This is a genomic window from Mycobacterium sp. 23, from assembly GCF_048287075.1.
GTDB classification, from domain to species: domain Bacteria; phylum Actinomycetota; class Actinomycetes; order Mycobacteriales; family Mycobacteriaceae; genus Mycobacterium; species Mycobacterium gordonae_B.
Genome location: NZ_JBLVUX010000005.1, coordinates 1,198,650 through 1,213,509, shown reverse-complemented (window position 1 = coordinate 1,213,509; position 14,860 = coordinate 1,198,650). Strand labels below are relative to the sequence as shown.

13 protein-coding genes and 1 pseudogene are annotated in these 14,860 nt (G+C 70.0%); 12 read left to right on the top strand and 2 right to left on the bottom strand.

Features of this window, described 5'->3' with window-relative positions:
- The first annotated feature begins 10 nt into the window (after positions 1 to 10).
- Positions 11 to 424, top strand: a complete 414-nt coding sequence (locus ACNQS7_RS06655; protein WP_418011941.1) for a prepilin peptidase — start codon at positions 11 to 13, stop codon at positions 422 to 424.
- Here the strand turns inward: ACNQS7_RS06655 and ACNQS7_RS06650 are convergent.
- On the bottom strand, positions 421 to 4,074 hold the full coding sequence (locus tag ACNQS7_RS06650) for a PE family protein (RefSeq protein WP_418011940.1): 3,654 nt from the start codon (positions 4,072 to 4,074) through the stop codon (positions 421 to 423). The genes ACNQS7_RS06655 and ACNQS7_RS06650 overlap by 4 nt on opposite strands.
- A 225-nt stretch (positions 4,075 to 4,299) precedes the next feature.
- On the opposite strand from ACNQS7_RS06650, the gene aroC reads away from it, so the two are divergent.
- From aroC to aroQ, 4 genes are read left to right on the top strand one after another with little or no spacing between them, the layout of a single operon-like run.
- A complete protein-coding gene (gene aroC / locus ACNQS7_RS06645) occupies positions 4,300 to 5,508 on the top strand; it encodes a chorismate synthase (RefSeq protein ID WP_418015914.1) in 1,209 nt (402 codons plus the stop codon).
- Between the two features lie 5 nt (positions 5,509 to 5,513).
- Positions 5,514 to 6,038 (top strand): shikimate kinase, encoded by a 525-nt coding sequence (locus ACNQS7_RS06640; protein ID WP_310785922.1) that lies wholly within the window; start codon positions 5,514 to 5,516, stop codon positions 6,036 to 6,038.
- The gene (gene aroB / locus ACNQS7_RS06635) at positions 6,035 to 7,120 is read left to right on the top strand and encodes a 3-dehydroquinate synthase (RefSeq protein ID WP_418011939.1); all 1,086 of its coding nucleotides are present in this window, start codon (positions 6,035 to 6,037) and stop codon (positions 7,118 to 7,120) included. Before ACNQS7_RS06640 ends, aroB begins: the two co-directional genes overlap by 4 nt.
- Positions 7,117 to 7,542: a type II 3-dehydroquinate dehydratase gene (aroQ, locus tag ACNQS7_RS06630; RefSeq protein WP_418011938.1), complete on the top strand. Its 426-nt coding sequence runs from the start codon at positions 7,117 to 7,119 to the stop codon at positions 7,540 to 7,542. Before aroB ends, aroQ begins: the two co-directional genes overlap by 4 nt.
- On the opposite strand, the gene ACNQS7_RS06625 is transcribed toward aroQ, so the two are convergent.
- Positions 7,543 to 8,298, bottom strand: a complete 756-nt coding sequence (locus tag ACNQS7_RS06625; RefSeq protein ID WP_418011937.1) for a B-4DMT family transporter — start codon at positions 8,296 to 8,298, stop codon at positions 7,543 to 7,545.
- A gap of 33 nt (positions 8,299 to 8,331) precedes the next feature.
- On the opposite strand from ACNQS7_RS06625, the gene ACNQS7_RS06620 reads away from it, so the two are divergent.
- The 7 genes and pseudogenes from ACNQS7_RS06620 (at position 8,332) to ACNQS7_RS06590 (ending at position 14,735) form a co-directional block, all read left to right on the top strand.
- Complete coding sequence (locus ACNQS7_RS06620) at positions 8,332 to 9,444, top strand: M24 family metallopeptidase (RefSeq protein WP_418011936.1); 1,113 nt, start codon at positions 8,332 to 8,334, stop codon at positions 9,442 to 9,444.
- Positions 9,445 to 9,611: 167 nt separating this feature from the next.
- A pseudogene (locus ACNQS7_RS06615) lies at positions 9,612 to 9,842 on the top strand (M24 family metallopeptidase); the annotation flags it as partial.
- A 15-nt stretch (positions 9,843 to 9,857) separates the two neighbouring features.
- Positions 9,858 to 10,421 carry an elongation factor P gene (gene efp / locus ACNQS7_RS06610; RefSeq protein ID WP_055579581.1) on the top strand — a complete coding sequence of 188 codons (564 nt, stop codon included), beginning with the start codon at positions 9,858 to 9,860 and terminating at the stop codon, positions 10,419 to 10,421.
- Between the two features lie 2 nt (positions 10,422 to 10,423).
- Positions 10,424 to 10,939: a transcription antitermination factor NusB gene (gene nusB / locus ACNQS7_RS06605; RefSeq protein ID WP_418011935.1), complete on the top strand. Its 516-nt coding sequence runs from the start codon at positions 10,424 to 10,426 to the stop codon at positions 10,937 to 10,939.
- Positions 10,936 to 11,340 carry an antitermination protein NusB gene (locus tag ACNQS7_RS06600; RefSeq protein ID WP_418011934.1) on the top strand — a complete coding sequence of 135 codons (405 nt, stop codon included), beginning with the start codon at positions 10,936 to 10,938 and terminating at the stop codon, positions 11,338 to 11,340. Before nusB ends, ACNQS7_RS06600 begins: the two co-directional genes overlap by 4 nt.
- 104 nt (positions 11,341 to 11,444) lie before the next feature.
- Positions 11,445 to 11,882, top strand: coding sequence for a DUF6636 domain-containing protein (locus ACNQS7_RS06595; RefSeq protein ID WP_418011933.1), 438 nt, complete (start codon positions 11,445 to 11,447; stop codon positions 11,880 to 11,882).
- 21 nt (positions 11,883 to 11,903) lie between these two features.
- A complete protein-coding gene (locus tag ACNQS7_RS06590; RefSeq protein WP_418011932.1) occupies positions 11,904 to 14,735 on the top strand; it encodes an aminotransferase class I/II-fold pyridoxal phosphate-dependent enzyme in 2,832 nt (943 codons plus the stop codon).
- The last annotated feature ends 125 nt before the right edge of the window (positions 14,736 to 14,860 follow it).

The following is a 14,860-nucleotide window of genomic DNA, read 5'->3' as shown; positions in this document are numbered from 1 at the left end:
CCTGCCGCGCATGCGGATCGGGATGGTCGCGGCCTGGTTGATCGCTCTCAGTTACTACGACATCCGGCAGCGCCGGATGCCCAACCGGCTGACGCTGCCCGGCGCGGCCGTGATCCTGATCGGCGCGGCCCTGGCCGGCCGTGGGGTGGCGGCCCTGCTGGGCGGACTGGCGCTGGCTGCGGTGTACCTCGCGGTGCATCTGGTGGCGCCGACGGCGATGGGCGGCGGCGATGTCAAGCTCGCGGTCGGCGTCGGCGGGCTGAGCGGCTGTTTCGGTGTTCAAGCCTGGTTTCTGGCCGCGCTCGGGGCGCCGCTGCTGACCGCTGTAGTCGGGTTGCTGTGGCGGTTGCGCGCCGTGCCGCACGGACCGTCGATGTGCCTTGCGACCGCCGGTGCGGCGGCGTTGGCTTTGCTGGGTTCTTAACCCGGCAGTCCGTCGGCGCCCTGGTCGCCGACGGTTCCTGCCCTGCCGGGCACACCCGGATGACCACCTAACCCGCCGCCGAGACCACCGGCGCCGCCGGTGGCGCCGGTGATCGCCCCGCCGGCACCGCCGGCGCCACCCGCTCCGCCGGCACCGGAGGAGGAGTGACCTCCGTCCCCGCCGGCGCCGCCGGCCCCACCGTCGCCGCCGTCGGCGCCGTTGCCGCCACTGCTGCCGGTGCCACCACCGTTGCCGCCGGCGCCGACAGCCGTCCCACCGACGGCGGCACCACCGGCCCCACCGGCCCCGCCGGTCCCCCCGGCGCCGCCGGTGCCGGGGCCCAGTGCGTCGCCACCGCGTCCGCCCGCGCCGCCATGGCCGCCCGAACCGGCGTCGCCGGCGTCGCCGCCCTGACTGCGGGCAGGTCCGCTGGTGCCGCCGTTGGTATTCGAAGTGGGTGTGCCCGCGTTGCCGCCGTTACCGCCCAGGCCACCGCTGCCGCCGGCGCCGCCGTTGCCGGTTCCGTGGGCCGTACCGCCGTTGCCTCCGGCGCCGCCATGGCCGCCACCGCTGGCGGCGCCCCCGTCGCCCCCGTCGCCACCGATGTAGCCGGAGCCGTTGCGCCAGGCATTGCCGCCCCAACCACCGGCGCCACCCCAACCGTTGACCTGAATGGTGCGTCCCACCAGGGGTTCGTATCGCAACAGGGCGGTTCCACCGTCGCCACCCGTGCCGCCGGCGCCGGCGTTGCCCGACCCGTACGCGTCACCACCGTCGCCACCCGTCCCGCCGTCGCCGAAGTAGGCCCCGGCCGAGCCGTTGCCGCCCGCGCCGCCGTTACCCAGGCCCGTCGCATTCCCGCCGAACCCGCCGTTGCCCCCGGCGCCGACCCCGGTCTGGGGTGGGAAGCCGGGGGCGCCGGACCTGCCGCCGTTGCCGCCATTGCCGCCGTTACCGGAGATGGAGCCGCCGGCCGCGCCCTTGCCGCCGTCGCCGCCGGTGCCCCACTGCCCGACGGCTCCGGCATCGCCGCCGTTGCCGCCGTTGCCGGTCACGGTGCCGCCGGTGCCGCCGTTCCCGCCGGCGCCGCCCCGGCCGGCCCAGCCGCCGTAACCGCCGTCACCACCCCGGCCGCCGTTTCCGGTGCTGCCACCGGCGCCGCCGTCGCCGCCGGCCCCGCCGTTGCCGGCCGCGCCCACGGTTCCCGCATTGCCGCCGTTGCCGCCGTTGCCGTTCTGGCCGGCGGCGCCACCGGCACCACCCTGGTTGGCGAACCCACCGCCCCACCCGTTGCCACCCACACCTCCGTCACCGCCGCCGCCGCTGCCGCTGCCAGCGCCCCCGTGGCCGCCGGCTCCACCGTTCCCGCCTGCGCCGATGTTTCCGCCGCTTCCGCCGTTTCCGCCGCTGCCGGAGACCGTCCCGCCTGTTCCGCCGCTTCCACCGTTTCCGCCCATCCCGGGCCCGCCGCCGGTGCCGCCGGCACCGCCGTGGCCACCCGCGCCGTCGGGCCGGGCGGCGTCTCCGCCCGCTCCGCCGTGACCGCCGGTCCCGCCGGCGCCGACGGCGCCACCGTTTCCGCCGCTGCCACCGTCTCCCGACTGTCCGCCGTTCCCCCCGTTGCCACCGTTACCGGTGGCGCCGCTGCCTTGCTGGGCGGTGCGGGTCTGGCCGTTGCCGCCCGTCCCGCCGTCACCGCCGGTTCCGCCGGTCCCGCCGCCGGCAGCGCTGCCGCCGTCGCCGCCGTTGCCGCCGGCGCCGACCGCCCCACCAGTTCCGCCGTTGCCGCCGTTGCCCGTGCCGGCACCGTTGCCGCCGTTGCCGCCGTTGCCGCCGGCAGCGCCGTTGCCTCCCGCGCCGCCGGCACCGCCATTGCCGGGTCCCAGGGCGGCGCCACCATTGCCGCCGCTGCCGGCGACCCCCGAGTCGCCACCCTCGCCGCCGGCGCCGCCGTCCCCGGCTCCCACGGCTGACGCGCCGGCGCCTCCATTGCCACCCGCGCCGGCGTTGCCCCCGGCACCGCCGCTGCCGCCATTGCCGGAGTGCGCGCCACCGGTCCCGCCGTTGCCGCCCGCCCCGCCGTTACCGCCATTGGTGCCGTCCGCACCCGGCCCGGCCGCGGACGTGAGCAGACCCCCGACGGTGGTGCTGCCGCCGCCATTGGTGCCGCTCAGGATGCCCCCGCCGTTACCACCACTGGTGGCACCACCACCTCCGCTGGTGGTTCCGCCGCCGACACCGCCGGCGCCGCCGACGGCGTCGTTGAACGCGCCGTTCGCTCCGGCTGTTCCGGCGCTGCCGTTGCCACCCCGGCCGCCGCTGCCGCCGTTGCCGTAGTTGCCGCCGGCACCGCCGTTACCGCCCCTGCCGCCACTCTGTCCCGGACCAACCGCATCCGCGCCACCGCCGCCACTGCCACCGTTCCCGCCTGTGCCGTGCGCGCCGGTGAGGCCCGCGACACCGCTGGTGGCGGAGTGGGCCCCGATCGCACCCGCGGCGCCACCGAGCCCGCCCAGGCCGACGTTGCCGCCGGCCCCGCCGTTGCCGCCGGCACCGTCGTTGACCCCCGCGACGCCGACCGCACCTGAACCGCCGTTGCCCGCATTGCCACCGGTGCCGCCGGCCCCGCCGTTGCCGGCGGAACCCTGCTGGCCGGCGTGCCCGGCGGTCGACGTCCCGCCGGCGCCGCCGTTGCCGCCGTTGCCCCCGGCTCCACCGCTACCGCCGTTGCCGCCGCCGGCACCGCTCTGGCCCGCCGCAGTGGCGTCGGGGCCGCTGAGCCCGTGGCCGCCGGCACCACCGCCTCCACCAGCTCCACCCGCGCCACCGTCGCCGGCATAACCCGACACCGTCCCGCCGGCGCCGCCCCGGCCACCGTCCCCGCCGCGTCCTCCGGTGCCGCCTTCGACGCCCGAGCCGCCCGCGACCGTCGCCGACGCACCCGCCTTGCCGGCGGCGCCAGCTCCGCCTGAACCGCCGGCCCCGCCGTTGCCGTACTGCCCGGCCGCGCCGCCGTCCCCGCCACGGCCACCCACCATGTTCGGCGACGTCGCCGCACCCCCCACACCTCCGGCGCCGCCGTTGCCGATGAACGATCCGCCCCGGCCACCGGCCCCACCGGCAGCGCCGGCGCCACCGGCGCCGCCGCGCCCGCCGTTGCCGATCAATCCCGCAGCGCCACCGGCGCCGCCGGCCATCCCGGCAACGTTGCCCGCCGCGCCGTTGCCGCCATTGCCGAACAACAGTCCGCCCGGGCTGCCAGCCTGACCCGGAGCCTTCCCGTCAGCACCGTTACCGATCAGCGGGCGTCCCGTCACCGCCGCAGCCGGGGCGTTGACCGCTCCGAGCAGGGAGTCCACCGACCAGGCGTTGAACGCCTCGGACGTGGCGTACGCCCCCGCGGCGTCGGAAAGCGCTCGCGCGAACTGGGCCCGAAACGCGTCCACCCGGACGCTGAGCTGCTGATATTCCCGGGCGTACCCGGTGAACAGCGACGCGATGGCCGTCGACACTTCGTCCTGGGCAGCGGCGGCCAGGCTGGTGGTCCGCGCGGCCGCTGCCGAGTTGGCCGCGCCGATCGCCCGGCCGATGCCGCTCAGATCGCCGGCCGCTGCCGTCAATGACGTCGGGGCCACCACTGCAAATGACATGAAATCTCCCGCCGCGCCGATGCCTGACCTCGTCGTCAGGGTGGCCTTCGCGGACTGAGCAACAGTGGGATAAATGTGGAATCCCCAGTTAGAGGGCGCAATCCTGCGGGTGAGTCCGTCGGCCGCAGCGGGGCGTGCACCGTCGACCCGCCGCGGACCGCCGGCGGAATCGCCTGGTCACGGGTGCGAATCGGGGCACGGCCGCACACGTGGGAAGATGTTCGGGTGTTGCGCTGGATCACTGCTGGGGAATCCCATGGCCGCGCGCTGGTGGCCATGGTCGAGGGCATGGTCGCCGGCGTCGAGGTGACGTCCACCGAAATCGCCGACGAGCTGGCCCGCCGGCGTCTGGGCTATGGCCGTGGCGCCCGGATGAAGTTCGAGCGCGACGCGGTGACCATGCTGTCGGGCGTGCGGCACGGCGTCACGCTGGGCGGGCCCATCGCGATCGAGATCGGCAACACGGAGTGGCCGAAGTGGGAAACCGTGATGGCTCCCGACCCGGTCGACCCGGCGCAGCTCGCAGACAGCGCCCGCAACGAACCGCTGACCCGTCCGCGGCCGGGACACGCCGACTACGCCGGGATGCTCAAGTACGGCTTCGACGACGCCCGCCCGGTGCTGGAGCGCGCCAGCGCCCGCGAGACCGCGGCCCGTGTCGCGGCGGGCACCGTTGCCCGGGCGTTCCTGCGCCAGGCGCTGGGCGTCGAGGTGCTCTCGCACGTCATCTCCATCGGCGCGTCAGAGCCGTACGCCGGCCCGCCGCCGCGACCCGAAGACCTGGCGGCGATCGACGCCAGCCCGGTCCGCGCGTACGACGAAGACGCTGAGAGGTCGATGATCGCCGAGATCGAGGCGGCCAAGAAGGACGGCGACACCCTCGGTGGCGTGGTCGAGGTGGTGGCATCGGGCCTGCCGGTCGGACTGGGCTCGTTCACCAGCGGGGACAACCGGCTGGACAGCCAGCTGGCGGCCGCGGTGATGGGCATCCAGGCGATCAAGGGCGTCGAGATCGGTGACGGCTTCGAAACCGCCCGCCGTCGTGGCAGCCGCGCCCACGACGAGATGTACCCGGGTCCCGACGGGGTGGTCCGCTCCACCAACCGCGCCGGCGGGCTCGAAGGCGGCATGACCAACGGCCAGCCGCTGCGGGTGCGCGCCGCGATGAAGCCGATCTCCACCGTTCCGCGGGCGCTGGCCACCGTCGATATGGCCACCGGCGATGAGGCCGTCGCCATCCACCAGCGCTCGGACGTCTGCGCGGTGCCCGCGGCCGGGGTGGTCGTCGAGACCATGGTGGCGCTGGTGCTCGCCCGCGCGGCGCTGGAGAAGTTCGGCGGCGATTCGCTGACCGAAACGCGCCGCAACATCGAGTCCTACCAGCGGACGGTCGCCGACCGGGAGGCGCCGGCGGCCCGCGCCGCCGGAAGCTAGCCGACATGGCTCCCAGGGCGGTACTCGTGGGCCTGCCGGGTTCCGGCAAATCGACCATCGGGCGTCGGCTGGCCAAGGCGCTCGGAGTCGGCCTGCTCGACACCGACGCCGCCATCGAGCAGCGGACCGGGCGCACCATCGCCGACATCTTCGCCACCGACGGCGAGCCGGAGTTCCGCCGCATCGAGGAGGAAGTGATCCGTGCTGCGCTCGAGGAGCACGACGGCGTGCTGTCGCTGGGCGGCGGCGCGGTCACCAGTCCGGGGGTGTGCGCGGCGCTGGCCGGTCACACCGTCGTCTACCTCGAGATCAGCGCCGCCGAAGGCGTGCGGCGCACCGGCGGTAACACGGTGCGGCCGCTGCTGGCCGGGCCCGACCGCGCCGAGAAGTTCCGTGAGCTGATGTCCAAACGTATTCCGCTGTACCGCCGGGTCGCGACGATCCGGGTGGACACCAACCGCCGTAACCCCGGCGCGGTGGTCCGCTACATCGTGTCGCGACTGCAAACCCAGGTAGAGGCCACCAAATGACAGACAACGCACCGGTCACCGTCGAGGTGGCCGTCGACCCGCCGTACCCCGTGGTGATCGGCACCGGGCTGCTCGACGAGCTGCTCGAGCAACTGGCCGGCCGGCACAAGGTGGCCATCCTGCATCAACCGGTGCTTGCGCACACCGCCGAAAAGATACGAACACGCTTGGCGGACAACGGGGTTGACGCACACCGTGTCGAAATACCGGACGCCGAAGCGGGTAAGGAGTTGCCGGTCGTCGGCTTCATCTGGGAAGTGTTGGGGCGCATCGGGATCGGGCGTAAGGATGCCCTGGTCAGTCTGGGCGGCGGGGCCGCCACCGATGTCGCCGGTTTCGCCGCGGCCACCTGGCTGCGCGGGGTGTCGATCGTGCACGTGCCTACCACGCTGCTCGGCATGGTCGACGCGGCCGTCGGCGGCAAGACCGGCATCAACACCGATGCGGGCAAGAACCTGGTCGGCGCGTTTCATCAGCCGCTGGCCGTCCTGGTCGATCTCTCGACGCTGAAGACGTTGCCGCACAACGAGATCGTCGCCGGCATGGCCGAAGTGGTCAAGGCCGGGTTCATTGCCGACCCGGTGATCCTCGACCTCATCGAGGCCGACCCGCAGGCGGCGCTGGACCCCGAAGGTGAGGTGCTGCCCGAACTCGTCCGGCGGGCGATCGCCGTCAAGGCCGAGGTGGTCGCGGCCGACGAGAAGGAATCCGAGCTCCGCGAAATCCTCAACTACGGCCACACACTGGCCCACGCAATCGAACGCCGCGAGCGATACCAGTGGCGCCACGGGGCCGCGGTGTCGGTGGGACTGGTGTTCGCGGCCGAACTCGCCCGGCTCACCGGCCGCCTTGACGACGCGACCGCCGCCCGCCACCGCGACATTCTGACGTCGCTGGGCCTGCCGGTCAGCTATGACCCCGACGCGCTGCCGCAGCTACTGGAGTACATGGCCGGTGACAAGAAAACCCGTGCCGGTGTGTTGCGGTTCGTGGTTCTGGACGGACTGGCCAAACCCGGCCGGCTGGTGGGGCCCGACCCGGGTCTGCTGGTGACGGCCTACGCGGGAGTGTGCGCGCCATGACGATCAACGTGATCAACGGACCCAACCTGGGCCGGCTCGGTAAGCGGGAGCCTGCCGTCTACGGAAGCACCACCCACGACGACCTGGTCGCCCTGATCGAAGCCGAAGCCGCCCAACTCGGCCTGAAAGTCGTTGTGCGGCAGAGTGACAGCGAGGCCGAGCTACTGGACTGGATCCACCGGGCCGCCGATGCGAGCGAGCCGGTGATCCTCAACGCCGGTGGTCTCACCCACACCTCGGTGGCCCTGCGCGACGCCTGCGCGGAGTTGAGCGCACCGCTCATCGAGGTGCACATCTCGAATGTGCATGCGCGCGAGGAGTTTCGGCACCACTCCTACCTCAGTCCCGTCGCGACCGGGGTGATCGTGGGTCTGGGGATCCAGGGCTACCTGCTGGCCCTGCGCTACCTGGCGGCCGGATAGCTACTTCTTGTCCGGCTTTTCCAGGTTGATGACCTCGGTCTTGGCGTCACTATTGTCGCCGGTGCGGATCACCTCGGTCTTGTCCTCGTGACCGTGGTTGCCGGTGCGGATGACCTCAGTCTTGGCGTCGTCACCGTGGTCGCCGGTGCGAATCGTCTCGGTGGGTGCTTCGTGTTCGCGCTCGACGGTGGCCACCGACGACGTCCGCTCCTCGGTCTGGGCGCCGGAGGTCCGGATCTCGCCGGTTGGGCTGTCGTCCGCGCGCACCGCGGAGAACACGTCGGTGTCGGCGCTGCGATCGCGGTTCGGGTCATGGTCGGGCTTCTCGACCGGGGGAGCATTGCGGTCGATGCGCCACCGCCCGACGGCCACGCCGACGATCGCGAACAGGAACACGATCAGCGCGGTGAACGCCGCGAAAGTTGTTAGCTCGTTGAGCAGACCGCCGGTGTAGATGCCCTTGTAGAAGATGGCGATGATCCAGGCCACCAGCCCACTGACCACTCCGGCCACCAACCCGCCCAGCAACCAGACCATGGCCAGGTCCTCGCGCCGGTCCGGGTCCGGGTTGGCCTTGGCGTCGGCGCGGCCGTCGAAATAACCCCACACGGCCGCACAGATGACGAAGATCGTCAGGAGCACCACGCTGATCAGCGCCGACTGGGTCTGCCACGCGTTGATCAGCGCCCCTTGAAACAGGCGAAGAACGACCATCCCGGCGGCAAAGACCAATCCACGCAGCATCCACTTGTTCATGGGCAAACAGCGTAGCGAGTACGGTCAAGGGTCGTGACACATTCCCAGCGCCGACACAACCTGAAAACCAAAATCAGTGCCGCCGGACTAGACGCGATGCTGGTCACCGACTTGATAAATGTCCGCTATCTATCCGGTTTCAGCGGGTCCAACGGCGCGTTGCTGGTGTTTGCTGACGACCGCGAGGCGGTACTGGCCACCGACGGCCGCTACCGCACCCAGGCGGCGCAGCAGTCACCTGATCTGGAGGTGGCCATCGAGCGGGCCGTGGGACGCTATCTGGCTGGCCGGGCCGGGCAGGACGGCGTCGGAAAGCTCGGGTACGAGAGCCACGTGGTCACCGTCGACGGCCTGGACGCGCTCGCCGGCGAACTCGACGGCCGCACCACCGAATTGGTGCGCGCGTCGGGGACGGTGGAGACCCTGCGGGAGATCAAAGACGCGGGTGAGCTGGCCTTGTTGCGGCTGGCCTGTGAGGCGGCCGACGCCGCGCTGACCGACCTGGTGGAACGGGGCGGTCTGCGGCCGGGCCGTACCGAGCGTGAGGTCAGTCGCGAACTGGAAGGCCTGATGCTCGACCACGGCGCCGATGCGATCTCGTTCGAGACGATCGTGGCCGCCGGCCCGAATTCGGCCATCCCGCACCACCGGCCCACCGACGCGGTGCTGGCGTCGGGCGACTTCGTCAAGATCGACTTCGGTGCGCTGGTCGCGGGCTATCACTCCGACATGACCCGCACCTTTGTGCTGGGCAACGCCGCCGATTGGCAGCTGGAGATTTACGAGCTGGTCGCCGAGGCGCAGCGAGCGGGCCGGAAGGCGCTGCACCCGGGCGTTGAACTGCGGGAGGTCGACGGCGCCGCGCGGCGGATGATCGCCGACGCGGGTTACGGCGATCACTTCGGCCACGGTCTGGGACACGGAGTCGGCCTGCAGATACACGAAGCGCCGGGCATCGGAGCGACATCGTCCGGGAAGCTGCTTGCGGGCTCGGTGGTGACGGTGGAGCCAGGCGTCTACTTGCCCGGCCGTGGCGGGGTTCGCATCGAGGACACGCTGGTGGTGCCCGGTAGCACCCCTCATCACCCCGACCACGCTCCGGAATTGTTGACGCGGTTCCCGAAGAAACTTGCCATCCTGAGCTAACGATCGCAGGCCGCTACCCTTCGCACGTTGCCCACCGCGCCATCGCGCGGTGTGGGGTCGCCACCACTTAGTTTTGCGAGTCAACTGGTCATCCGCAGCGGCGAAGACGACGTGAGTAGCGCGCTACCTCACCTTCGCAGCCTGCCTTTTTCGGGTTGTCGAACCGCGGGGTAGCGCGCGCAGATAACGAAGCGTTGGGCATCGGGCCGGCATCCGCCGGTACACTACTTGCGGGCTCCGTGGTGACCGTGGAGCCCGGCGTCTATCTACCCGGCCGTGGCGGTGTCCGCATCGAGGACACACTGGTGGTGCCCGCAGAGGCAACAGCCGCCTTGCACCACCCCGGGCAGACCCCGGAATTGTTGACCCGGTTCCCGCAGGAACTGGCCATTTTGTAGGAGATTTAAAAGAACGTGGCGAGCACTGCTGACTTCAAGAACGGACTTGTCCTGGTCATCGACGGCCAGCTGTGGACCATCACCGAGTTCCAGCACGTCAAACCCGGCAAAGGCCCTGCCTTCGTGCGGACCAAGCTGAAGAACGTGCTCTCCGGCAAGGTCGTCGACAAGACCTACAACGCAGGAGTCAAGGTCGACACCGCCACCGTCGACCGGCGCGACGCCACCTACCTCTACCGCGACGGCTCGGACTTCGTCTTCATGGACAGCGAGGACTACGAGCAGCACCCGCTGCCGGAGTCACTGGTCGGCGACGCCGCCCGGTTTCTGCTGGAGGGGCTGCCGGTGCAGGTGGCGTTCCACAACGGCGCGCCGCTGTACCTCGAGTTGCCGGTGTCCGTCGAGCTCGTGGTCTCCCACACCGAGCCTGGTCTGCAGGGCGACCGGTCCAGCGCAGGCACCAAGCCGGCCACAGTGGAGACCGGCGCGGAGATTCAGGTTCCGCTGTTCATCAACACCGGCGACAAGCTCAAGGTGGACACCCGCGACGGCAGCTACCTGGGGCGGGTCAACACCTGAACATGCCGGATGACAAAGCGAGCAATCAGCGGCCGTCCAGGCCATCGCGCCCCGCGCGCCCTTTCAAGGGCCGGCACCTGGCCCGCAAAGGCGCGGTGGACCTGCTGTTCGAGGCGGAGGCTCGCGGCCTGAGCCCGGTGGAGATGGTCGAGATGCGCACAGCGCTGGCGCAGTCCAACCCGGACGTGACCCCGCTGCTTCCATATGCGGCAGTCGTGGCGCGCGGTGTCGCCGAGCACGCGGCCCACGTCGACGAACTGATCACCTCGCATCTGCAGTCCTGGAACCTGGACCGCCTGCCCGCGGTGGACCGCGCGATTCTGCGGGTCGCGGTATGGGAGCTGCTGTACGCCGACGACGTGCCGGAGCCGGTCGCCGTCAACGAGGCCGTGGAACTGGCCAAGGAACTCTCCACCGATGATTCGCCTGGCTTCATCAACGGCGTGCTGGGCCAGGTGATGCTGGTGACGCCACAGATCCGCGCGGCCGCCCGAGCCGTCCAAGGAGGTGCCTCGTGACCCGGCTGGAACTGCGTGTCGTCCTGGCGGTCCTGGCGGCGGTCACGGTCGTCGTAGGAGCGGTCATCAGTGCCGCATTCGACTGGACCATCCTCGCCTCGGTGCTGGCGATCTTCGGCCTGGGCGTGGGTGCCGCGGTCTACCACACGGTCGAACGCCTGATCCTGGCCCGCCGCATCAGTACCGTGCGTACCGCCGCCAAGCCGCTGCAGCCGCTGCTGCCGGTGATGGCGGCCATCATGGGCCTGACCCAGGGCGTGGTGCGTTCGCTCGGCGACGTCACCGATCTCCCCGGTCGGCGCTTCGAACTGCCGCAGCTTCCCCTGTTCAAGTGGATGGAAAACCCGCTGAGCAAAGGCAATCGACAGATCGTCGACAGCGACGACGAGTTGGACGGCTGATCGCCCGCTGAACCCGGGCCGTCAAAATTCCGGATCGAAATGATCGCGCTTTGCGCGCGGGCACGACACAATGGCCGTTGGTTACCAATGGAAAGCGGTCGACGGTGAAGTCAATCAAAGCCCCGGTCATCCTGGCCTGCGCCGGGACGGCGCTGGGGCTGATGGCTCCGGCTACCGCACATGCCGACGGCTTCGACTTCTTCCAGACACCGTCGGGCAACATCGACTGTGCGATGGGGTTGTTGGAGGGCTCGGTGCTGGCCATGTGCGAGATCGCCGACCATACCTATGCCGTGCCGGCACGCCCGACGCCGTGCATGGGAGCGTTCGGAGACCGGATCAGCATGCGTCAGGGCAGTGCGGCCAAGATGACCTGCCACAGCGACAGCGTTCGCGGCGCTGGGTACGCGGTCCTGGAATACGGCCAGTCCCGCTCACTCAACTCGGTAACGTGCGAAAGTCAGGAATCGGGCATCACGTGTACCGACAAGGCTTCGGGTCATTATTTCCAACTCTCCCGCGATACCTACGAGCTGCATTGACGCTTGAGAACAGGTGACGACATGAATCGAGACAGTGCCCCCAAGCGACGGCTTCGCGTCTCTGCCCTTGCGGCGGTGGCCAATCCGTCATACACGCGCATCGACACCTGGAACCTGCTCGACGACGCCTGCCGCCACCTGGCCGAGGTCGACCTGGCCGGGCTCGACAAAACCCACGATCTGGCCAAGGTCAAGCGGCTGATGGACCGCATCGGCGCCTACGAGCGGTACTGGCTCTATCCCGGCGCGGCGAATCTGGCTACCTTCCGCGCCCACCTGGAAAGCCTGTCCACCGTGCGCCTCGCTGAAGAGGTGTCGCTGGCCGTGCGGCTGCTCTCCGAATATGGTGATCGCACAGCGCTATTCGACCTTTCGGCACCCTTGGCCGATCAGGAATTGGTGGCGCAGGCCAAACAGCAGCAGTTCTACACAGTGCTGCTCGCCGACGATGCGCCGTGCACGGCACCGGACTGCCTGGCCGACGCGCTGCGCGAGTTGCGAAATGCGGCCGAAGACATCCAGTTCGAGATCCTGCTGGCGCCCAGCGTCGAGGACGCGATCACCGCGGTCGCGTTGAACGGTGAGATCCAGGCCGCGATCGTCCGCCACGACCTGCCGCTGCGTTCCCGGGACCGGGTGCCGTTGATGAACACCCTGCTCGGCTGCAATGAGGACACCGGGGTGTCCGACCGGTCGCACGACTGGATCGAGTGCGGCGAGTGGATCCGCGAATTGCGGCCCCACATCGATCTCTACCTGCTCACGGATGAGTCGATCGCGGCCGGCAGCGACGACGAACCCGACGTCTACGACCGCACCTTCTACCGGCTCAACGATGTCACCGACCTGCATAGCACGGTGATCGCGGGGCTCCGGAACCGGTTCTCCACACCGTTTTTCGACGCGTTGCGGGCCTACGCCGCCGCACCGGTCGGCCAGTTCCATGCGCTTCCCGTCGCCCGCGGTGCCAGCATCTTCAACTCGAAGTCGTTGCAGGACATGGGCGAGTTCTACGGCCGCAACATCTTCATGGCCGAAACATCCACTACCTCAGGTGGTTTGGACTCACTGCTGGACCCGCACGGCAACATCAAGAAGGCGATGGACAAGGCCGCGGTCACCTGGAACGCCAACCACACCTACTTCGTCACCAACGGAACCTCCACGGCGAACAAGATCGTCGTGCAGTCGTTGACGCGGCCGGGTGACATCGTGCTCATCGACCGCAACTGCCACAAGTCCCATCACTACGGGCTGGTGCTGGCCGGGGCCTATCCCCGATACCTGGAGTCCTACGCGCTGCCGGAGTTCGCCATCTACGGGGCGGTGCCGCTGAGCACCATCAAGAAGGCGCTACTGGATCTCGAGGCGGCCGGACACCTGGACAAGGTGCGCATGCTGCTGCTCACCAACTGCATCTTCGACGGTGTCGTGTACAACCCGCGGCGGGTGATGGAAGAGGTGCTGGCGATCAAGCCCGACATCGTCTTCCTGTGGGACGAGGCCTGGTACGCGTTCGCGACCGCCGTGCCGTGGGCCCGGCAGCGCACCGCGATGGTATCGGCCGAGCGGCTCGAGCAGATGCTCACCTCACCGGAATATGCTGAGGAATACCGCAATTGGAAAGCGTCGATGGAAGGGGTGCCGCGCGAGGAGTGGGTCAACCACCGACTGCTGCCGGATCCCGCCAAGGCCCGGGTGCGGGTGTACGCGACCCACTCCACCCACAAGTCGCTGTCCGCGTTCCGGCAGGCCTCGATGATCCACGTGCGCGATCAGGACTTCAACGCCCTGGCTCGCGACGCGTTCGGCGAGGCGTTCCTGACCCACACCTCCACGTCGCCGAACCAGCAACTGCTGGCGTCGCTGGACCTGGCGCGCCGGCAGGTCGACATCGAGGGCTTCCAACTGGTGCGGCAAACCTACGACATGGCGCTGGTATTTCGGCACCGGGTGCGCAAGGACCGGTTGATCAGCAAGTGGTTCCGCATCCTCGACGAGGCCGACCTGGTGCCCGAGGAGTACCGGGCATCGCACGTCAGCTCCTACCGCGAAGTCAGGCAGGGCGCACTCGACGAGTGGAACGAGGCCTGGCGTTCGGATCAGTTCGTCCTGGACCCGACGCGGGTGACGCTGTTCCTCGGCAAGACCGGGATGAACGGGTACGACTTCCGCGAGAAGATCCTGATGGACCGCTTCGGTATTCAGATCAACAAGACCTCGATCAACAGTGTGCTGCTCATCTTCACCATCGGTGTCACCTGGTCGAGCGTTCACCATCTGCTCGACGTATTGCGCAGGGTGGCAACCGATTTCGATCGCACCCAGGCCGCCGCCAGTGCCGCTGACTGGAAACTGCACGAGCGCCGGGTCGAGGAGATCACCGAAGACCTGCCCCACCTGCCCGACTTCAGCCAGTTCGACGTGGCGTTCCGGCCCGACGAAGGCAGCGTGTACGGCGACACCCGCTCGGCCTTCTACGCCGGGTATGAGGAGAAGGACCGTGAGTACGTGCTGATCGGCACCGCGGGGCGACGCATTGCCGAGGGAAAGACGTTGGTTTCCACCACCTTTGTGGTGCCCTATCCGCCGGGCTTCCCGGTGCTGGTGCCAGGGCAGGTGGTGTCCAAAGAGATCGTGTACTTCCTGGCTCAGCTCGACGTCAAGGAGATCCACGGCTACAACCACGAGCTGGGCCTGTCGGTGTTCACCCAGGAGGCGCTGAGTCGGATGGAGGCCGCCCGTGCCGCGGTCACCCAAGCCGCCAAGGTGTCCGGCAACGGGTCGTCGGAACCGGCCCGGGCGCCTGAAGCGCCGATGTTGGCCAGCGAGCACTCGGTGCAGGTGAACTGACGCTCGGCGCCGCCTTCGCGTCGAGTGTGCGGACAGCTGCACGCTCGGCGTCGAACGTGCGGACAGCTGCACGCTCGGCGTCGAACGTGCGGACAGCTGCACGCTCGGCGGGCGCGGCCGGCCCC

What these genes read in the sequence shown, in the direction of transcription:
- ACNQS7_RS06655 (WP_418011941.1), top strand. Translation starts at nt 11, where the DNA reads ATGCGGATCGGGATGGTCGCGGCCTGGTTGATCGCTCTCAGTTACTAC.
- ACNQS7_RS06650 (WP_418011940.1), bottom strand. Translation starts at nt 4,074, where the DNA reads ATGTCATTTGCAGTGGTGGCCCCGACGTCATTGACGGCAGCGGCCGGC.
- ACNQS7_RS06640 (WP_310785922.1), top strand. Translation starts at nt 5,514, where the DNA reads ATGGCTCCCAGGGCGGTACTCGTGGGCCTGCCGGGTTCCGGCAAATCG.
- aroB (WP_418011939.1), top strand. Translation starts at nt 6,035, where the DNA reads ATGACAGACAACGCACCGGTCACCGTCGAGGTGGCCGTCGACCCGCCG.
- aroQ (WP_418011938.1), top strand. Translation starts at nt 7,117, where the DNA reads ATGACGATCAACGTGATCAACGGACCCAACCTGGGCCGGCTCGGTAAG.
- ACNQS7_RS06625 (WP_418011937.1), bottom strand. Translation starts at nt 8,298, where the DNA reads ATGAACAAGTGGATGCTGCGTGGATTGGTCTTTGCCGCCGGGATGGTC.
- nusB (WP_418011935.1), top strand. Translation starts at nt 10,424, where the DNA reads ATGCCGGATGACAAAGCGAGCAATCAGCGGCCGTCCAGGCCATCGCGC.
- ACNQS7_RS06590 (WP_418011932.1), top strand. Translation starts at nt 11,904, where the DNA reads ATGAATCGAGACAGTGCCCCCAAGCGACGGCTTCGCGTCTCTGCCCTT.